19 protein-coding genes and 1 other annotated feature are annotated in these 18,889 nt (G+C 53.3%); of the genes, 17 read left to right on the top strand and 2 right to left on the bottom strand.

What is annotated here, in order from left to right:
* Positions 1–34: 34 nt before the first annotated feature.
* Both lptG and lptF read right to left on the bottom strand, forming a co-directional pair.
* A complete protein-coding gene (gene lptG, locus N909_RS0118530) occupies positions 35–1,117 on the bottom strand; it encodes an LPS export ABC transporter permease LptG (protein ID WP_029917628.1) in 1,083 nt (360 codons plus the stop codon).
* The gene (gene lptF / locus N909_RS0118535) at positions 1,114–2,301 is read right to left on the bottom strand and encodes an LPS export ABC transporter permease LptF (RefSeq protein WP_084167817.1); all 1,188 of its coding nucleotides are present in this window, start codon (positions 2,299–2,301) and stop codon (positions 1,114–1,116) included. The genes lptG and lptF overlap by 4 nt, the downstream gene beginning before the upstream one ends.
* A 329-nt stretch (positions 2,302–2,630) precedes the next feature.
* Here lptF and rpsB point away from each other — a divergent pair, with 329 nt between their 5' ends.
* From rpsB to N909_RS0118620, 17 genes are all read left to right on the top strand, one after another.
* Positions 2,631–3,434 carry a 30S ribosomal protein S2 gene (rpsB, locus tag N909_RS0118545; RefSeq protein WP_029917631.1) on the top strand — a complete coding sequence of 268 codons (804 nt, stop codon included), beginning with the start codon at positions 2,631–2,633 and terminating at the stop codon, positions 3,432–3,434.
* Between the two features lie 126 nt (positions 3,435–3,560).
* Positions 3,561–4,472: a translation elongation factor Ts gene (gene tsf / locus N909_RS0118550; protein WP_155006010.1), complete on the top strand. Its 912-nt coding sequence runs from the start codon at positions 3,561–3,563 to the stop codon at positions 4,470–4,472.
* Between the two features lie 25 nt (positions 4,473–4,497).
* Positions 4,498–5,229 carry a UMP kinase gene (gene pyrH / locus N909_RS0118555; protein WP_029917633.1) on the top strand — a complete coding sequence of 244 codons (732 nt, stop codon included), beginning with the start codon at positions 4,498–4,500 and terminating at the stop codon, positions 5,227–5,229.
* Positions 5,222–5,779, top strand: a complete 558-nt coding sequence (gene frr, locus N909_RS0118560) for a ribosome recycling factor (RefSeq protein WP_029917634.1) — start codon at positions 5,222–5,224, stop codon at positions 5,777–5,779. The genes pyrH and frr overlap by 8 nt, the downstream gene beginning before the upstream one ends.
* Positions 5,780–5,807: 28 nt before the next feature.
* Positions 5,808–5,972, top strand: coding sequence for a 4Fe-4S binding protein (locus N909_RS25380; RefSeq protein WP_084167819.1), 165 nt, complete (start codon positions 5,808–5,810; stop codon positions 5,970–5,972).
* A gap of 228 nt (positions 5,973–6,200) precedes the next feature.
* Positions 6,201–6,947 (top strand): undecaprenyl pyrophosphate synthase, encoded by a 747-nt coding sequence (locus N909_RS0118565; protein WP_245613636.1) that lies wholly within the window; start codon positions 6,201–6,203, stop codon positions 6,945–6,947.
* Positions 6,948–6,959: 12 nt separating this feature from the next.
* Positions 6,960–7,766 (top strand): phosphatidate cytidylyltransferase, encoded by an 807-nt coding sequence (locus N909_RS0118570; RefSeq protein WP_051689957.1) that lies wholly within the window; start codon positions 6,960–6,962, stop codon positions 7,764–7,766.
* Positions 7,767–7,776: 10 nt separating this feature from the next.
* The gene (locus tag N909_RS0118575) at positions 7,777–8,937 is read left to right on the top strand and encodes a 1-deoxy-D-xylulose-5-phosphate reductoisomerase (RefSeq protein ID WP_029917637.1); all 1,161 of its coding nucleotides are present in this window, start codon (positions 7,777–7,779) and stop codon (positions 8,935–8,937) included.
* Complete coding sequence (gene rseP, locus N909_RS0118580; protein ID WP_029917638.1) at positions 8,934–10,253, top strand: RIP metalloprotease RseP; 1,320 nt, start codon at positions 8,934–8,936, stop codon at positions 10,251–10,253. Before N909_RS0118575 ends, rseP begins: the two co-directional genes overlap by 4 nt.
* On the top strand, positions 10,250–10,972 hold the full coding sequence (gene tsaB / locus N909_RS0118585) for a tRNA (adenosine(37)-N6)-threonylcarbamoyltransferase complex dimerization subunit type 1 TsaB (protein ID WP_029917639.1): 723 nt from the start codon (positions 10,250–10,252) through the stop codon (positions 10,970–10,972). Before rseP ends, tsaB begins: the two co-directional genes overlap by 4 nt.
* Positions 10,973–11,299: 327 nt before the next feature.
* A complete protein-coding gene (locus N909_RS0118590) occupies positions 11,300–11,518 on the top strand; it encodes a hypothetical protein (RefSeq protein ID WP_029917640.1) in 219 nt (72 codons plus the stop codon).
* A gap of 311 nt (positions 11,519–11,829) precedes the next feature.
* On the top strand, positions 11,830–13,527 hold the full coding sequence (gene ilvB / locus N909_RS0118595) for a biosynthetic-type acetolactate synthase large subunit (RefSeq protein WP_029917641.1): 1,698 nt from the start codon (positions 11,830–11,832) through the stop codon (positions 13,525–13,527).
* Between the two features lie 51 nt (positions 13,528–13,578).
* A complete protein-coding gene (ilvN, locus tag N909_RS0118600) occupies positions 13,579–14,070 on the top strand; it encodes an acetolactate synthase small subunit (protein WP_029917642.1) in 492 nt (163 codons plus the stop codon).
* Positions 14,071–14,099: 29 nt separating this feature from the next.
* A complete protein-coding gene (locus tag N909_RS0118605; protein WP_029917643.1) occupies positions 14,100–14,744 on the top strand; it encodes a phosphatidylserine decarboxylase family protein in 645 nt (214 codons plus the stop codon).
* Positions 14,741–15,514, top strand: coding sequence for a CDP-diacylglycerol--serine O-phosphatidyltransferase (gene pssA / locus N909_RS0118610; protein WP_245613637.1), 774 nt, complete (start codon positions 14,741–14,743; stop codon positions 15,512–15,514). Before N909_RS0118605 ends, pssA begins: the two co-directional genes overlap by 4 nt.
* A 101-nt stretch (positions 15,515–15,615) precedes the next feature.
* Positions 15,616–15,848: a binding site (T-box leader), on the top strand.
* 168 nt (positions 15,849–16,016) lie between these two features.
* Positions 16,017–17,555 carry a 2-isopropylmalate synthase gene (locus N909_RS0118615; RefSeq protein WP_029917645.1) on the top strand — a complete coding sequence of 513 codons (1,539 nt, stop codon included), beginning with the start codon at positions 16,017–16,019 and terminating at the stop codon, positions 17,553–17,555.
* Positions 17,556–17,589: 34 nt separating this feature from the next.
* On the top strand, positions 17,590–18,873 hold the full coding sequence (locus N909_RS0118620; protein WP_029917646.1) for a 3-isopropylmalate dehydratase large subunit: 1,284 nt from the start codon (positions 17,590–17,592) through the stop codon (positions 18,871–18,873).
* Positions 18,874–18,889 lie beyond the last annotated feature (16 nt).

The following is an 18,889-nucleotide window of genomic DNA, read 5'->3' on the forward strand; positions in this document are numbered from 1 at the left end:
TTTTATGATTCGGAGACAGGTTGCGTGGGAAGCGTTATTGCTTGACGTTGAGCAGCAGCCAGATCCCGAATAATAAAAAGATGACGTTTGCGGCCCAGGCGGCGACCAGTGGCGGAATCGCCCCCGCATAGCCAAAGGCGGTGACCAGGGACTGCAGGATGAAATAGCAGACCCCGGTGCCAAGGCTGATCCCTATCCCCAAGGCGATATTGCTTTTGCGGCCACGCTGAAGGGCAAACGGGATGCCGAGAAATCCCATAATCAGGCAGGTGAACGGTTTTGTCAGGCGGTTATGCATATCAACCCGCTGGCGTGTCGCATCATAACCTTCCCGCTCCAGCTTATGGGCGATGGAGCGCAACTTTACAAAGTTCTGCTCGCTGTTGGGGTTTTCCCGCTCAAGAAAATCCACCGGGCTGCGTCCCAGTGGCAAAGCCAACTGCTCCGGGGGCGAGGTCTGGAGCAGGTCGCCACTGGTTGCTGCAAAATTTCTGTCGACCGCCTGATCAGCCAACCAGCGTCCCTGCTCATATTCAACCTTTGGCGCATCGATCCGGCGAACCAGTTTGTGGTCTTTGGAAAAGAAAAAGACTGTCACCCCTTCGAGCCGCTTGTTGTGCGGGTGAGCAACCTTGATATTGATGATCCTGTCGCCGTGGCGGTACCAGATTTCGTTACGGGTCAGCTCGGTCTTCTGCTTCCCTTTCAGTTTGACTTCCAGCAAGTCGTTCAGCTGTTGGGTATTCCAGGGGACGACCATCTCATTGAGGACGAGCACGAGGAGAGACAAGCCCAGAATCAGGGTCATCAGGGGTTGAACGATATGCCAGATGCTGATCCCGCAGGCGCGCATGGCCGTGGTTTCATTGGTTCGGCCCAGGCCGCCGAGGGTCAGCACCATGGCGGTGAGAATGGCCAAGGGCAAAATCTGTACTAAAATAAACGGAATGCTGTTGCCAAGGTAGGACAGATAATCGCCCAGGGTCGCCTGATGGTCGATGAAATCATTGACCTTTTCAAAAAAATCGATGAGCAGGTAAATGCCGATAAAAGAGGCCGTGCATAACACTAAGATGCGGATGAAGTGACTGAGCAAAAAGCGATCGATAATTTTCATTGGCCTGCTCCGCTGCGCTTGAAGAGCCTCAGCAATTTATGCAGGAGCAAAAGCGGACTGGCAAAAAGCTGCAATGGCCTCTCAATCGCAGTGCGGTGCAGAAAGTAGAGTCCACCGACGAAGAAGCAGATGTTCGGCAACCAGAGGATCAGCGCTGCCGGAAGAACCCCTTTCTCTGCGATGGTACCGGCAAAACTGAGCAAAATGTAATAAACCAGAAATACGATCAGGGCCAGGGAAAAACCTGCTCCTTTGCCGGAACGCTGCGACTGCAGGCCTAAAGGAATCCCCACCAGAACCAGTACCAGGGGCGCAAAAGCGATGACCACCCGCTGGTGTTTTTCGACCTCCAGGCGGAGTCGGGTTTTTGGGTCTTGAGTGCTATTCAGGGTCGAGGACAGTTCACCCCAGGACAGTTCGCCGCGAGATCGCCGGCGTTCCTGGTCATTCAACTGGCCGGCGACGTCCAGGTTGATATCATAATTTGAAAAGCGGACGATTTGGTAGGTGGTATGCTGAGAATCACGGGGCTCGCGATGAATGGTGCCATCGGTCAGCCGTAAAGTCATGGCCATTTTTGCGGGGTTGCTGATCAGCCGACCCTGGCGGGCGATAATCGTGGCCGGGACTTCCCCTTCACGTTCATCGGAAATGAAAATATCCTGCATGATACCATTCTTTTCATCCATCCCATGGGTAAACAGGACGATGCCGTCAAAAGCATCGTTAAAAACCCCGGGAGTGATGGCCAGCCCAGCTGATCCGGAAGCGATCTGGAACAGCATGCCCTTAAACGCGGTCTTGCTGGCCGGCTCAATGTAGAGGGTCATCAGCCCGGTCAGCAGGGAAAAGAGCACCGCTAGCGCGACTACCGGCTTAACCAGGTTGTAAAGACTGACTCCGGACGCTTTCAGCGCGATGAACTCGCTGTCGGCCGAGAGCCGTCCGAAAGCAAGCAGGATCGCCAGCAGAAAGGATAGCGGAACGGTAATGCTTAAAAAAGTCGGCAGCAAAAATCCGAACAGCTTGACGATCTGGGTCAGGGGGACCCCTTTGTTGATGACCAGTTCGGTCAGGCGGGGGATCCGGCCCATCAGCAGCACAAAACTGAAAATCAACAGGCTTAACAGCGCTGGCGCCGAAATTTCTCGGAGTATATATCGATGAATTCGCATGGTTGACATAAGGGCGCATACTAATACAGAGGATCTGCGCTGTAAACAAACTATGCGACTCCCCGGAACAGATAAAGTGAGCGCCGCTTTTTGCTGGCTGCAAAGAGACGGACAAGAGGAGGGGGTGGCGACGGTTTGCGGAGCCCGGAAGAAGGGCCTGCCGAGCGGTTTTGATAAGCAGTTTTTCGCTTGCCTGCGGCAGTTAGAAATGGTATAGATCCGCAGTTAACCCATTTCACACGCTTCGGGATTTGCGCAGGATGGTTCCCGGCTGAGCCGGGTCCTGCCGAAACAGAACGAGGCGGAGGAATCAAACCAGACAACAGGAGATGTACAAAATGGCCCAGATTACCATGAAACAAATGCTCGAAGCCGGTGTTCACTTCGGACACCAGACCAAACGCTGGAATCCCAAAATGAAGCCCTATATCTTTGGCGCTCGGAACGGGATTTACATCGTTGACCTGCAGAAAACGGTCCGTTATTTCAAGACGGCTTACCAGTTCATCCAGGATACCGTTGCCAGCGGCGAAAAGGTTCTTTTTGTTGGCACCAAAAAACAGGCCCAGGATGCCATTCGGGAAGAGTCCCTGCGGGCAGATCAGTACTTTGTCAACAATCGTTGGCTGGGCGGGATGCTGACCAACTTTACCACGATCAAAGCCAGCATCGATCGGCTGAAAAAAATCGAAGCCATGGTCGCCGACGGCACCATCGATCAATACACCAAAAAAGAGGCTCTGCAGCTTGAGCGCGAACGTGAGAAGCTGGAGAAAAACCTTGGCGGGATCAAGAATATGGGAAAACTGCCGGGTGCAGTGTTCATTATCGATCCCAAAAAAGAGGCCATTGCCGTCCAGGAAGCCAATAAGCTGGGTATCCCGGTTGTCGCTGTTGTCGATACCAACTGTGACCCGGACAATATCGATTACGTGATCCCCGGCAATGATGATGCCATCCGGGCTATTCGCCTGTTTGCCGCCAAAATTTCCGAGGCATGTATGGAAGGGGCCCAGCAGCGCAAGGATGCCAAGCAGACCGAGGCCGAAGGCCGCGATGAAAAAATCGAAGAGCCGGCAATTGCGGCAGCGGTTGTGGCCGAAGCTCCGGTTGCTGAGGAAGTCAAAGCTGAAGAAGACTGATTTTTTGACGCCTGAAATGGTACACTGGATTTAAAAAGGCCTGCGGCCGGGCTTTTGGTCCGGCCGTTGGTTTAATATCAATAAATCGCGGACCGCGGTCCGTAGCATACAGATTATGGAGGAAATATCGTGAGTATAACTGCAGCAATGGTCTCCGAGTTGCGTAAGAAAACCGGAGCGGGGATGATGGATTGTAAGAAAGCATTGACTGAAACCGCCGGGAATATGGACGAGGCTGTCGATTTCCTGCGTAAAAAAGGCCTCTCCGCCGCCGCGAAAAAATCCGGTCGCGTGGCTGCCGAAGGTGCGGTCGCCGCAATTGCTGACGGAGCCGTCGGGGCGATTGTCGAAGTTAACGCTGAAACTGATTTTGTCGCCAAAAACGATGCCTTCCAATCCTTTGTCGCCAATGTCAGTGAGGTCATCCTGGCCAACGAAGTTGCTGATGTTGAAGCTCTGAAGGCCCTTCCTTACCCGGGCACCGAGCGTAATGTCGGGGATGAACTGACCCATCAGATTGCCACCATCGGCGAAAATATGAGCCTGCGCCGCCTGGCTCGCGTGGATGCCGGAGCCGGCGTTGTTGCCGCCTATGTCCATGGGGCCGGGAAAATCGGTGTTCTGGTTGAATTCAAGACTGATTCCGCTGATGACAAGCTGGCTGAACTTGGCAAACAGATTGCCATGCATGTCGCCGCGGCCGCTCCGCAGTACCTCGATCGGAACGCTGTTCCGGCGGAGGTTGTTGAAAAAGAAAAGGAAATTATGCGGGTTAAGGCACTGGAAAGCGGTAAGCCGGAAAATATCGTCGATAAAATCATTCTTGGCCAGATCAACAAGTTTTACGGTGAAGTCTGCCTGCTTGAGCAAGCTTTTGTGATCGATCCCGATCAGAAGGTCGGTAAGATTGTCGAAGCACTGGGGAAAGAACTCGGCACCACGATTACCCTGAACAGCTTTGTGCGGTTCCAGCTGGGTGAGGGGATCGAGAAAAGAGAAGATGATTTTGCGGCTGAAGTTGCTGCTTTAAGCAAGTAAGTAACCTTTCCCGGAAGGAGCTTTTGTGGCAACGGTCAAATATCGAAGAATATTGTTGAAGCTCAGCGGCGAGGCTCTCGCCGGTGAGCAGGGCTACGGCATTGATCCGCAGGTTATTACCGGAATCGCCACGGAAATCAAAGAAGTGGTTGCGCTCGGGGTCGAGGTTGCATTGGTCATCGGGGGGGGCAATATCTTCAGAGGGCTCGCCGCGTCGTCAAAAGGGATGGATCGGGCCAGCGCCGATTACATGGGGATGCTGGCCACCGTGATGAACAGCTTGGCGATGCAGGACGCGCTGGAAAAACAAGGGGTGAATACCCGGGTCCAGTCGGCTATCGAGATGCAGCAGATTGCCGAACCTTATATCCGTCGTCGAGCCGTCCGCCATCTTGAAAAAGGACGGGTGGTTATTTTCAGTGCCGGCACCGGAAATCCGTATTTCACGACAGATACCGCTGCCAGCTTGCGGGCCATGGAGATCAACGCCGAGGTTATCCTTAAAGCAACCAAGGTTGACGGGGTTTATTCATCCGATCCTAAGAAAAACAGTGATGCCGTCAAATTGCCGGTCCTGACGTACCTTGAGGTCTTGCAGCAAGGGCTGCAGGTTATGGATGCGACGGCAACTTCACTCTGTATGGACAATAATCTGCCGATGATTATTTTCGACATGACCAGCCGAGACAATATTAAAAAAGTCGTTTTGGGAGAAAAGATCGGAACGATTGTCAAGGGAGGCGACGAAAATGGTTGATGAAGTTCTTAACGAGACCCGTTTCGCCATGGATAAGGCGGTTAAATCCCTGAAACGGGATATGACCAAGGTACGTACCGGGCGAGCCAGTGTTTCTTTGCTTGATGATGTCAGGGTCGAGTATTACGGCGTGCCGACCCCACTCAGCCAAGTGGCGACGCTATCGGCACCTGAACCGCGTCTGATCACGGTCCAGCCTTGGGAAAAGAACCTGATCCCGGAAATCGAAAAGGCTCTTTTTAAGGCAGATCTGGGGCTGACCCCTTCTTCGGATGGGCAGTTGATTCGCCTCCCCGTTCCGGCGCTGACTGAAGAGCGGCGGCGGGAAATGGTGAAAATCATTAAGCGGATGGCCGAGGAAGCTAAAATCTCGGTGCGTAATGCACGACGGGATGCCAACGATAACCTTAAGATGCTCGAAAAGGAAAAAGAAATCACGGAAGATGATTTGAAACGCAGCGAAAAGGACGTGCAACAACTGACTGACCAATTCGTTGAACTCATCGACTCCGTGGTCCAGAAAAAAGAGCAGGAGGTTATGGAGGTCTGACGGTTGTTTGCCTATGAAGGAGTGATCAATGGCTCTTAAAATTAATGAAGAGTGCATCGGTTGTGGTACCTGCGTGGATAGCTGCCCGATTGGGGCGATCGTTGAAGCGGGAGAGCTTTATTCCATAACTGACGAATGTACTGAATGTCGGGCTTGTGTTGACAGCTGCCCGGTGAATGCTGTCATTGATTGACAGATTGGTAAAATCGCATAGCAAGGGCGTTGAAAAACGCCCTTTTTTTATTTGCTCAGCGCGCTGGCGGAAAAACAAAGATTTCCAGCTGTTTTGCTGAATTTAGAGGGGGGCTTGGGTTGACGGATCGAACCCTGTGCCGGTATTCGCCTTGCCGAAGCATGAGAAAGCGTGCTATTTTTCCCAGCCGGGAATGTTCCTGGTTCTCTGAACGGTGTAATTAATATAATGTCGGATTGTATAGAATTGATGCATACAGCGCCTCTAAGACACCTTGCTGTTATCATGGATGGTAACGGACGCTGGGCTAAACAACGAGGCCTGCCCAGGATAGCAGGGCATCGGCAAGGGGTGGAAGCGGTTACGGTCATTGTCGACGCCTGTTTGTTGCAGGGGATTGATGTTTTAAGTCTGTATGCTTTTAGCTCGGAAAACTGGGGGCGGCCCCAGGATGAAGTCGATGCGTTAATGGAGTTACTGCTGCAGTTCCTGGCATTGCAGCAAAACAAGATGCTTGCCAAGGGCATCAGTCTGCGGGTTATCGGCGATACCAGTCGGATGTCCCCATCACTCCAAACGGCTTTGAAAGAAGCCGAGGCCAAGACGGCCGGTGGCAAACGGATGACCTTGGTGCTGGCATTATCTTACGGCGGCAGGGATGAAATTCTGCGCGCGGTCAAAAAGGCTTCGCGACAGGTTTGTCAGGGGGAACTTGATCCGGATAAACTGGATTGCTGCACGTTTTCCGGTTTTCTCGACACGGCCGATATTCCGGATCCTGACCTGTTGATCCGTACCAGCGGCGAGATGAGGATCAGCAACTTCCTGCTTTGGCAGCTCGCCTATGCGGAACTCTATTTCACTGATGTGCTTTGGCCCGATTTCGGAGCGGATGACCTGCAGCATGCACTGGACGACTATCGCCAGCGCAAACGTCGCTTCGGGTTGACCGACGAACAGCTTCACGAACCTTGAAATTATGGGAGATTGACGATTAAACAGCGCATTCTGACAGCTCTTGTGCTTCTGCCTCTGCTGATCCTCCTGTTAGGTTTTGCCAGTCCCATGGTTTTCAGCGTTTTTCTGACCTTGGTCCTGTTTGTTAGTTTGTTGGAATATAACAAAATGGGATTGGCCGGGGAACATGGCCTCGAACAATGGCTCAGTGCTGCGGCTGGAGCTGCGGTTGTGCCGGTATTGGCCTTGAACCAGCCGGAGTTGCTGGTGCCGTTGTACACCGGCCTGTATCTGGTTCTGGCGTTGCTGTTCCTGTTTCGTCTGCCACCCATTGAAGAGACTCACCACCGCTTGGGCTGGCTCGTCTCCGGGACGGTTTACCTGCCATTGCTGATCGGTCATCTGGTGCCGCTACACCAGCTTGCTTATGGGAAACAATGGATCTTCTTGCTGCTTATCGCAGTGATGGCCTGTGATTCGATGGCTTATTTCATTGGTCGGAAGTTCGGTAAGCGCAAACTTTACCCGGCTGTAAGTCCAAATAAGAGCATTGAAGGAGCATACGGCGGGATTCTGGGCGCAGTCCTGGGGGTTTTGTTTGCAAAATTGTTTTTCCTGCAGGCCATCGGCTGGTTCGGCGTTCTCGGGATCGGCGTCGCCCTGGGCGTTTTCGGCCAACTGGGCGACCTCTTCGAATCTCTTCTCAAGCGGGCCTGCAGGGTCAAGGATTCCGGTACCATGATTCCGGGACACGGTGGACTGCTGGACCGCCTGGACAGTTTATTGTTTGTTTTTCCCCTCGTTTACTATATTGCCAAATATGGTTACGGAGGCTAGGGGCGTACGTTTGAAGAACATATCGTTGCTCGGATCCACCGGCTCTATCGGAGTCAGTACCCTCGAAATTATCAAGTCCTTTCCCCACCATTATCGGGTGGTCGCCTTGGCGGCCGGCAAAAATGTCGATCTGTTGCTGCAGCAGATCGAGGTCTTTCAACCTGAAGTTGTCGCCGTTGTTGCTGAAGAAGACGCGGATTATTTAGCCTCCAAACTACATGACCATGGGATTGAGGTCGGGTTTGGCGTGGCCGGGATGATTCGCTGTGCAACTCTGGCTGCTGCGGACATGGTGGTTGCGGCGATTGTCGGCGCGGCTGGACTGGAGCCCACTTTAGCCGCAATTCAGGCAGGTAAAGATGTTGCTCTGGCCAATAAGGAAACCCTGGTCATGGCCGGCGGGCTGATCATGGCCGAAGTCCGGCGCCAGGGGATTAAGCTGATCCCTGTCGACAGCGAACATTCGGCTATCTTTCAGTCGCTGAGCGGACAGCGTCACACTGATGTCCGACGCTTGATCCTGACCGCCTCCGGAGGTCCGTTCCGCGATTTGGAACGGGAGAAGTTTGGTGAAATTACCCCGAGCAGCGCTTTGGCCCATCCAAATTGGGCGATGGGGCGGAAAATATCCATCGATTCGGCTACAATGATGAATAAGGGGCTGGAGGTCATCGAGGCGCATTGGCTGTTCGGAATTCCTGCAGAGCAGATTGCCGTGCATATTCATCCGGAAAGTATCGTCCATTCCCTGGTTGAGTATCACGATGGTGCTTTGCTGGCTCAATTGGGAATTCCCGATATGAAGACCCCGATCGCTTATGCCCTGTCCTGGCCTGAGCGGCTGCCTCTGGAACAGCCCCCCCTTGACCTGTGTGCCATGAGCCGCTTAACATTTTCCCATCCGGATCGGGAGCGGTTTCCCTGCCTGAGGCTGGCCTATGAAGCTTTGGCCGAAGGAGGAACCCTGCCAGCGGTTATGAATGCCGCCAATGAGATTGCGGTCGAGGCTTTTCTTGCCAACCGCCTTGATTTTGTCGGCATCCCGGTGCTGATTGAACAGGTTATGAAGCGTCATCAGATTCAGGCGGCTTCCTCGGTCGACAGTGTGCTGCAGGCCGATGACTGGAGTCGTAACGAAGCTAAACGAATGTTAAGTGGAGGACAGGCATGACCACCGTTATTGCCGGAATCCTGATGCTAGGGGTGCTGGTTTTTGTTCATGAACTCGGACACTTTGTCGTTGCCAAACTGTGCGGAGTTAAAGTCCTGAAGTTTTCTCTGGGCTTCGGGCCCAGATTGGTGTCCCGGAAAAAGGGGGAGACGGAGTATCAAATCTGTATTATTCCGTTGGGCGGCTATGTGCAGATGCTTGGCGAAGGGGGCGGCGAGCAGGGTGAGGATGCCGAACTGACGCCAGCTGAGGCGGCCCGTTCCTTTGCCCATAAACCGGTTTCGAAGCGGTTGGCGATTGTTCTTGCCGGTCCGGCGATGAACTTGCTGCTGCCGCTGTTGATTCTGCCGGTGAGCTTTATGGTCGGGGTTCAGGTTCCCAGCTATTTTGATCAGCCCGCCTGTATCGGTTATGTTGTCCCGGATTCTAATGCTGCCACCGCCGGTTTTGTCGGCGGCGATTGTGTGGTGGGTCTGAATGGGCAGGCGATCCACAGCTGGAATGAAGCGAACAAGGCGTTTGTGAGCCAAGCCGGTGATTCTTTGCATTTCCGCATCGAGCGTAACGGCCAGACCCGGACCATTGAAATTCCCGCTGAAAATGACAGCCTGGAGGGAATGCAGGCGCTCGGGCTATTGCCGACTCAGGAAGCGCGGGTCGGAGCCATGGCTGCGGATATGCCTGCGGCACAGGCCGGGTTGCAGCGTGGTGACCTGATTCTGGCGATTGACGGACATAAGGTTTTTTCCTGGTACGATTTAAGAGGGATTATTCAGCAGGTCGGCAAGCAAAAGGTTCCGGTTTTGCTGGAGCGTGGAGGAAAACAGAGTGTTGTCGAGGTGACTCCGCAACAGCGGGCAGGGGAGGGGGAATACCTGCTCGGCATCGCTCCGTTGCAAAGTTTCCAATTGAAGCATTTCGGGTTTGCTGCCTCTATCAAAGAGGGGGCCAAGCGCACCTGGGAACTGATTGACCTGACAGTGGTTTTTGTGCAGAAGCTTTTCACCGGGAATGTCTCCGCCAAGAACATCGGCGGCCCGATCACCGTGGTTCAGATTGCCGGACAGGCTGCGCAGACCGACCTCGCGTCAATTCTGTCGGTGTTGGCTTTTATTTCCATTCAGCTCGGAATTCTTAACCTGTTGCCGATTCCGATTCTGGACGGCGGACATATCCTTTTTTACAGTATTGAGCTGATTTTACGTAGGCCTGTCTCCATCAGAGCACGCGAGATGGCGCAACAGGTCGGAATGGCCATGCTGCTGATGTTGATGGTCTTGGCATTTTATAATGACATTGTACGGCTTTGGGGATGAATAAAGATTTTTCACACACCAGAATCCTGGCTTTGGACACGGCTTCATTGACGGGCAGCGTGGCTTTGTGCCAGGGCGAAACCCTGGTCGCAGAATCCTTACTGAATGTACGCAGCACCCATAGTGAAAAACTGCTTGGGCAAATTGATTTGCTGCTGGGCGAAGCCGGTTGGGATCTTGCTGACCTCGATCTGCTCGCTGCAGTAACCGGACCCGGGTCCTTTACCGGGTTGCGTATCGGTTTGGCAACCCTCAAAGGGTTGGGGCAGGTTCTCGATAAATCGGTTGTTCCGGTTTCGGCATTGCAGGTCGCTGCGTTGGGTGCTCCTTTGGCCACAGTCCCGGTCTGTGCTTTTTTGGATGCCCGCAAAAAAGAAGTTTACACCCAGCTGTTCGATACCCTGACCGGCTCGCCGATTGCCATCGACCAGCCACGGGTCCTCCCGCCGCGCGTCCTGCTGGAAAAATTGCCGGGGCGGGTTGTTCTGGTCGGTGACGGGGTTTCCCTGTACCACGATCTGATTATTGATTGTCTGGGGGAAAGAGCGGTGCTGCCACCTGCTCCCGCTCATCAGCGGCATGCTTTTCAAGCGGCCTGGTTGGCCCTCCAGGCCTTCAAAGACGGCGCCGTAGGCAGTGCTGCCGAATTGCAGCCGACCTATATCCGTCCTTCCGATGCCGAATTAAACCTTCCCGCTAAGCCAGCTTCGGTTGTTTAATCTCCGTCGCCGGTCATGGAGAAGAGGGGGCAGCGGCCGGCACAATCGTGTTCCGTTTCTGGTTAGTAGTTGACAATCTTGAAGCGATTTGGTTATTTTGAGATAGCGATAACAAAGATGGTTTCGACTTAAGTTCTCTGGTCCGAACCACGGGGTTTCTGCTTTGGAGGCCTGCCTTTTTGCAACGTCATTGGGATTGAAAATTTGCACTCGGGGACGTAGCCGTATACGCCGCACCGGCAAACGGAAAGATCGTGAGACATTGTAAAAATCGGAGGGCTTTGAACAGGGACAGGTTTTAACCCAGCTACATGCGCGGAGGTGCCAATGGACATTGACCAAAACCTTTTGCAAGATCTTATCGAGAACAACCCCCGTTTCCGCATGCTTTACGAAGAACACGTCATCTTTGAAAAACAACTCACCGAATATGAAAAAAAAGCGTTTTTAACCCCTCAAGAAGAGCTTGAAAAAAATAAAGTCAAGAAAATGAAACTGGTTGGCAAAGACGAAATGGAAAAGATTGTCCAGTCCGTGACCGTCTGATTCCGTATCCCAGTTGTTGGGTGTTTTGATACAGCAAAGGGTTTAAGCATCGGCTTAAACCCTTTGCTGTATTTGAACCCCTGAGGACGGTGGAAAAGTATGAGTTCTTCGTTCCCGGGTGGCAGTGTTTGTACGTTATGTACATCATTTCCCCTTGACAACTGTGTCCCGGTCATGAAAAGTCTTCTGTTCCCGGGATATCAACGGCAAGACGATGGGGTTTTGGCCTGCCTGATCGGCAACTCGCGGAGAACGGGCGGGAGTAAGAGCTTTATTCGAGATCATAGTACGAGGTTTTTCAGGAGGCACAGATGGAGCTGACCGGGTCACAGATTTTACTTGAATGTTTGAAGCTGGAAGGAATCGATACCGTTTTCGGTTACCCCGGTGGCGCTGTCATCAATATTTACGATGATCTGTATGACTCCACAATCCGGCATATTTTGACCCGCCATGAACAGGCGGCGGTACATGCCGCAGACGGTTATGCACGCTGTACGGGCAAGGTTGGCGTTGTGATCGCCACCAGCGGGCCCGGGGCGACCAATACGGTGACCGGGATTGCCACTGCCTATATGGATTCGGTGCCCATGGTAATTATTACCGGGCAGGTGCCGACGCCGCTGATCGGCAATGACGCTTTTCAGGAAGCCGACATCTGCGGCATGACCAGAACCTGTACCAAGCACAATTTCCTGATCAAGGATATCCGTGATCTGGCCCGCACCATCAAAGAGGCTTTTTATATTGCCCGAACGGGTCGTCCCGGGCCGGTATTGATCGATTTCCCAAAAGACATTCAGGTCACCAAATACAAATTTTCCTATCCCGACCGGGTGAGTCTGCGTGGCTACAAGCCGACCTATAACGGGAACTTCCGGCAGATCGAGAAAGCGGCCAAGCTCATTCTGTCGGCCCGTAAACCGCTGCTCTATATTGGCGGTGGAATCAACCTTTCGGCCGCCAACGATGAGCTGCTCAAACTGGTCGAACAGACCAGGATTCCGGTGGCAACGACCTTGATGGCCATGTCGGCGTTTCCTCAGGGCCATCCGTCGGCTCTCGGTATGCTGGGAATGCATGGGACCTTCTATGCCAATATGTCGGTTGCCGAATGTGATCTGCTGATTGCCGTAGGCGCCAGGTTTGATGATCGCGTCACCGGCCGCATCGACTGTTTTGCCGAAAAAGCCAAAATTATCCATGTCGATATCGACCCGACCTCGATCCACAAGAATGTTGCGGTCGATCTGCCTATAGTCGGCGATCTGAAGGATGTTCTGGGAAAACTTTCCGGCAGTCTGAATCATAAGCAGGAATTGCTGGAAGATATGATCGAGGCGAGCAAGCCCTGGCGGGAGCAGATTGCCGGCTGGAAAGAGCGGCACCCGATGGAGTATCAGGGTTCCGATTCCATCATCAAGCCGCAGTTTGTCATCGAAAAAATCAGGGAGTTGACTGCGGACGATGCCATCATTGCCACCGAAGTTGGTCAGCACCAGATGTGGACAGCTCAGTTTTTTCAATTCAGCAGACCGCGCACCTTCCTGACCTCCGGTGGTCTCGGCACCATGGGCTTCGGGTTGCCGGCGGCTCTTGGCGCCCAAGTCGCTTTTCCCGACCGGCAGGTCATCGATATCTCGGGAGACGGTTCGTTTCAGATGAATTCCCAGGAACTGGCGTCGTTGGTGCAACATCAACTGCCGGTGAAAATTGCCATCTTGAATAACAATTATCTGGGCATGGTTCGGCAGTGGCAGCAGATGTTTTTTAATGAACGTTACAGCCAGACCCCCATGGAACTGCCCATCGATTTTGTCAAATTGGCTGAGGCATACGGTGCGACCGGGCTTGAGGCAAGTCGACCGGAAGAGGTGGCGCCGACCATTAAAAAGGCCCTCGCCACCGCCGGGCCGGTACTGATGAATTTCAAGGTTGCTCGTGACGAAAATGTCCTGCCCATGGTACCTGCGGGTAAGGCAATCCATGAAATGGTTCTGGCTTCCTAAAAAACTTGTTTTGAATTGCACGGTCGGAATGCGGCCGGGAGGATAACACTGATGAAACATACGATTTCAGTTCTGGTGGAAAATGAGTTCGGTGTGTTGTCACGGATTTCGAGCTTGTTTTCCGGGCGTGGCTTTAATATAGAAAGTCTGTCAGTTGCACCGACCCTGGATCCTGACACATCGCGTATGACCATCGTGACCCATGGTGATGACAGGATCATAGAACAGATCACCAAGCAGTTGAATAAGCTGATTTCAACGATTAAAGTGGTCAATTTTACCGGGGCCGATTTTATCGAGCGGGAGCTGGCCCTGATCAAGGTGGCGACCGAAGCGGAAACGCGGGCCGAGGCATTGCGCATCGTCGATATCTTTCGTGCAAAAGTCATTGACGTAACGCCTCGATCCTATACCATTGAAATTACCGGCTCGCCGAAAAAAATCGATGGTATACTGGAGCTGCTCAGGCCGATGGGGATCAAGGAAGTTGTCCGTTCCGGGCCCGTGGTTATCGGTCGTGGAGCCAAGGGTGTGGCGGGCTGAATTTCACTTTTCAAAAAGGTTGTTATCATATGCAAAACCAAAATCAGCCGATCGCGCGTGAAGGCTATCCCTTTATTGCCCTGTTCGGTTTCATTACCCTGATTTTTGCCTTGCTGGGGTGGACGTTCCTGACCCTGTTGCTGCTGGCGCTGACCCTGTTTGTGGTCTATTTTTTCCGAAATCCGGAACGGGTGGTGCCGAGCGGAGAGAAGATTGTCGTTGCTCCGGCCGACGGCAAGGTTATTTTTGTCGGCGAGGTTGATGAAGAGCGCTACTTCAAGGAGCGAGTCATCAAGGTCAGTATTTTCATGTCGGTGTTCAATGTGCATGTCAATCGCGTACCCTTTCCGGGGAAAGTGGTCGATATGTATTATCAAAAGGGTGATTTCATCAATGCCTCCTATGACAAGGCGAGTGATCACAATGAGCAGGCTGGGATTCTGTTGGAAGCCAACAACGGTCAGCGCTTGCTGTTTGTACAAATTGCCGGACTGGTTGCCCGCCGGATCGTGACCTATCCGGTTATCGGCGATCTTTTGCAACGTGGCGCTCGTTACGGTCTGATCCGATTCGGGTCGCGGGTCGATATCTATTTTCCTCAACATAGTGATGTGACCGTTACTTTGGGTGAACGGACCGTCGCCGGTGAGACAATTTTAGGGACTTTACCTTGAGCGAAGACGATACTTTACGGAGTGAAAAGCGCGAAAACTTGCGCAAGGGTGTGTATCTGCTGCCCAACCTGATTACCGCCGGGGGGATTTTTGCCGGTTTCTACGTTATCATTGCCTCCACCAGTGGGAATTATCAGCGTGCGGCTTGGTTTATCATGTTGGCCGCCATTTTTGACGGGCTCGATGGTAAAGTGGCTCGCCTGACCGGTACGGCCAGCAAATTCGGGGTCGAACTGGACTCTCTGGCGGATGTCATCTCCTTCGGGGTGGCTCCCGGGGTTTTGCTGTATGAATGGGCGCTGCGGCCGTTCGGCAAACTCGGCTGGCTGGCCGCGTTTCTGTACGTGATCTGCGGAGCGTTGCGGCTGGCGCGTTTCAATGTCCAGGTTTCCACGGTTGAGTCGCGGCGTTTTATCGGTCTGCCCATCCCGGCCGCAGCCTGCATTGTCGCGACCTGTGTGCTGCTGTTTTATGAGCTGGGAGGAACCGGCACCATTAAAATGGTTTCCATGGTTGTGTTGGTCTTTCTATTGGCGTTTTTAATGGTCAGCAACATCAAGTACCTGTCACTTAAAGACCCGGAGCTGTTCAAGCGTCAGCCCTTTATGATGCTGGTGCTGGCGATTATCCTGCTGATAGTGATTGTGGCCAAACCTGAAGTGATGCTGTTCCTCATCGGCATGGCTTATATGGTGTCCGGTCCCCTGATGCACTACTTCGGACGACGCAAGGGGGCGGTCAAAGAGGCCGTGGTGCCGTCCGACGATTGATCTTTGCTGGCCTGGACCACGAAAGTCCTTGGCCGCGGCGCTGCTGGAAAAGAAATTAGCTTGACTTGGACGTCTGTTTCAGGTTGAATCAGCGTTCAAGATAAAAAGCGATGAAAAGGAGTAGTAGGCTGTTGATCCGTCTAAGAGAGCCGGTGGTTGCTGCAAACCGGTACGGAGAACGCTGAACTCGCCTTGGAGCTGCTGGAGTGAAGCCGGTGGTTGTGGTTAGCTACAGTCGTGAGCCTGCGTAAAGGGATAAAGAAGGTTTGTCGCACCACTGGTGTTGATGAACGAACCAGGGTGGTACCGCGAAGCTGAAGCTCTCGCCCCTGTATTTTTCATACAGGAGCGGGAGCTTTTTTTATTTTTGCAACCGAAAGGGGGTGGTTCTGACGTGGAATCTGACCTGAGTGACCTGCTGACGCATACGCAAACGACACAGACAATCAAACTGAACTGCCCCGGAACAGTGTGACCGGGGAACCAGAACAAGGAGCCCGAAATGAAACAGGACAATATCATTATTTTTGACACCACCTTACGTGACGGTGAACAATCCCCCGGCGCCAGTATGAATATCGAAGAAAAGCTGCGGATTGCCACTCAGCTGGAACGTCTTAACGTCGACGTTATGGAAGCTGGCTTTCCCATCGCTTCGGAAGGTGACTTTGAGGCCGTTAAAAAGATCGCCCAGACGGTTAAAAACTGTCAGGTGGCCGGTTTGTCCCGGGCCAGCAATATGGATATCGATCGGGCTTGGGAAGCTTTGAAATACGCCGGCGAACGCGGGCGGATCCATACCTTCATCGCGACCAGCGATATCCATATGAAATACAAACTGAAGATGAGTGAGCAGGAGGTCCTCGACGCGGCGGTGGCCGCAGTCAAGCGGGCCAAAAGCTACACCCCGAATGTCGAATTTTCACCGGAAGACGCGACCCGCACCAGGTTGCCGTTTCTCGCTCAGGTCGTTCAGGCCGCTATCGAGGCTGGCGCCACGACAGTGAATATCCCGGATACGGTCGGTTATACCATTCCCACCGAATATGCCGAAATCATCCGTTACCTGAAAGCGAATGTCAGTAATATCGACCAGGCGATCATTTCCGTTCATTGCCATAACGACCTCGGGCTTGCCGTCGCCAATTCACTGGCCGCGGTTCAGGCTGGTGCCCGGCAGGTTGAGTGTACCATCAACGGGATCGGCGAGCGGGCCGGCAACTGTTCCCTTGAGGAAGTGGTGATGACCTTGCGGACTCGGCAGGATATCCTGCCTTATGCGACCAGGGCGGTTACGGAACAGATCACTCCGGCCAGCAAGCTGCTTTCAACCATTACTGGTCTGTTGATTCAGCCGAACAAGGCGATTGTCGGTGCCAACGCCTTTGCTCACGAAGCCGGCATCCATCAGCATGGGGTGTTGATGGATAAATCCACTTACGAAATCATGACTCCCGAGTCGGTCGGCCTGAACCAGAACAAGTTGGTTCTCGGTAAGCATTCCGGGCGGCATGCCTTCATCGACCGTCTCAAACATCTCGGTTATGATCTCTCCCGGGAAGAGGTGGATAAAGCATTTACCCGCTTCAAAGCGTTGGCAGACATGAAGAAAGAGATCTTCGATGAGGATCTCGATGCCATTATCGCCGATGAAGTGCTGCGGGTTCCGGAAACTTACAAGTTGCAGCAGATGAACGTCAGTTCCGGTTCTTTTGCCGCACCGACCGCGACGGTATCCATGGAGATCGAAGGGAAAAATAAAAAGACCGCGGTCATTGGCGATGGTCCGGTGGACGCAACCTTTAAAGCGATTAAGAAATTGACCAAAAGCAAGGCGCCGTTGCTGAACTTTTCGGTCGGGGCCATTACCGGCGGCACGGATGCCCAGGGCGAGTGTACCGTTCGCCTGCAATCCGAAGACGGTCGGGAAGTCCTTGGACAGGGGGCCCACCCGGATATCATCGTGGCCAGCGCCAAGGCCTATATCAATGCTTTGAATAAAATTGCCGGCAATCAGAAACGGATCAAGGCCGACCTTTGAACCGTTGCTTTTATGACAATCAACAGGAGCGTACATGGGCAAGACATTAGCAGAGAAGATATTTGACAGTCATTTACGGGATGAACCATTCCCCGGAACCCAGGTGCTCGACCTGGACCGGGTGCTTTGTCATGAAATTACCACCCCGGTCGCCATTGCGGACCTGGTCTGGCGTGGCAAGGACAGGGTTTTTGATAAAAACAAGCTGAAGGTGGTGATTGATCATGTGACCCCTTCCAAGGATTCCAAAACCGCGACCCAGGCCAAAATTCTGCGTGACTGGGCCCGGCGGCACGAGATCCCGGACTTTTTCGACGTTGGTCGCAATGGCGTCTGTCATGCGATTTTCCCTGAAAAGGGGTATATCCGTCCTGGGTTCACAGTGATCATGGGGGACAGCCACACCTGTACGCACGGTGCCTTCGGCGCCTTTGCCGCCGGGGTTGGTACCACCGACCTTGAGGTCGGGATCCTCAAGGGGGTCTGTGCGTTCCGCAAACCGGCCACCATCCGGGTCAACCTGGACGGGAAATTGCCGGTCGGGGTCTATTCCAAGGACGTGATTCTGTATGTCATCGGACAACTCGGGGTCAACGGAGCCACCGATCACGTCATCGAATTTCGTGGTCCGGTCGTTGAAGCAATGAGCATGGAAGCGCGGATGACTCTTTGCAATATGGCGATCGAGGCCGGCGGAACCTCCGGTGTTTGTATGCCTGATATGGTGACCGTCGATTACCTTTGGGAATTTATTCAGGATGAGTTTGCGGATAAGGCCGCAGCCCTGGCCGAGTACCGGCAGTGGGTATCCGATGATGATGCCGTGTATGCCAAAACTCTGGATATCGATGTCTCGGCGCTGGAGCCCCAGGTGACCTTCGACTACAAGCCTGATTGTGTCAAACCGGTCAAGGAATTGGCCGGGGCCGTGGTTGACCAGATTTATATCGGCACCTGTACCAACGGTCGTATCGAGGACCTGCGCCAAGCGGCAGAGGTTCTTAAAGGACGGAAAATTGCCGATTCGGTGCGGGCGATTGTGTCGCCGGCAACACCGAAGATTTTTAACGATGCCCTGGCCGAAGGGCTCATTCAGATCTTTATGGATGCCGGTTTCTGTGTGACCAATCCGACTTGCGGAGCCTGTCTTGGAATGAGTAACGGCGTTCTTGCCGAAGGTGAGGTCTGTGCCTCGACCAGCAACAGAAATTTTAACGGACGCATGGGCAAAGGCGGTATGGTTCATTTGATGAGTCCGGCCACGGCAGCGGCTACGGCTGTGGCCGGTGTCATTACCGATGCCCGCACCCTTGCCTAGAATCAGGAGCAGATGA

The organism is Pelobacter seleniigenes DSM 18267 (genome assembly GCF_000711225.1).
Taxonomy (GTDB): Bacteria; Desulfobacterota; Desulfuromonadia; order Desulfuromonadales; family Geopsychrobacteraceae; genus Seleniibacterium; species Seleniibacterium seleniigenes.

Bases quoted from the DNA above. Each gene is read 5' to 3' on its own strand.
- lptG (WP_029917628.1), bottom strand. From the start codon at position 1,117: ATGAAAATTATCGATCGCTTTTTGCTCAGTCACTTCATCCGCATCTTA.
- lptF (WP_084167817.1), bottom strand. From the start codon at position 2,301: ATGTCAACCATGCGAATTCATCGATATATACTCCGAGAAATTTCGGCG.
- rpsB (WP_029917631.1), top strand. From the start codon at position 2,631: ATGGCCCAGATTACCATGAAACAAATGCTCGAAGCCGGTGTTCACTTC.
- frr (WP_029917634.1), top strand. From the start codon at position 5,222: ATGGTTGATGAAGTTCTTAACGAGACCCGTTTCGCCATGGATAAGGCG.
- N909_RS25380 (WP_084167819.1), top strand. From the start codon at position 5,808: ATGGCTCTTAAAATTAATGAAGAGTGCATCGGTTGTGGTACCTGCGTG.
- N909_RS0118565 (WP_245613636.1), top strand. From the start codon at position 6,201: ATGTCGGATTGTATAGAATTGATGCATACAGCGCCTCTAAGACACCTT.
- rseP (WP_029917638.1), top strand. From the start codon at position 8,934: ATGACCACCGTTATTGCCGGAATCCTGATGCTAGGGGTGCTGGTTTTT.
- tsaB (WP_029917639.1), top strand. From the start codon at position 10,250: ATGAATAAAGATTTTTCACACACCAGAATCCTGGCTTTGGACACGGCT.
- N909_RS0118590 (WP_029917640.1), top strand. From the start codon at position 11,300: ATGGACATTGACCAAAACCTTTTGCAAGATCTTATCGAGAACAACCCC.
- ilvB (WP_029917641.1), top strand. From the start codon at position 11,830: ATGGAGCTGACCGGGTCACAGATTTTACTTGAATGTTTGAAGCTGGAA.
- ilvN (WP_029917642.1), top strand. From the start codon at position 13,579: ATGAAACATACGATTTCAGTTCTGGTGGAAAATGAGTTCGGTGTGTTG.
- N909_RS0118605 (WP_029917643.1), top strand. From the start codon at position 14,100: ATGCAAAACCAAAATCAGCCGATCGCGCGTGAAGGCTATCCCTTTATT.
- N909_RS0118615 (WP_029917645.1), top strand. From the start codon at position 16,017: ATGAAACAGGACAATATCATTATTTTTGACACCACCTTACGTGACGGT.
- N909_RS0118620 (WP_029917646.1), top strand. From the start codon at position 17,590: ATGGGCAAGACATTAGCAGAGAAGATATTTGACAGTCATTTACGGGAT.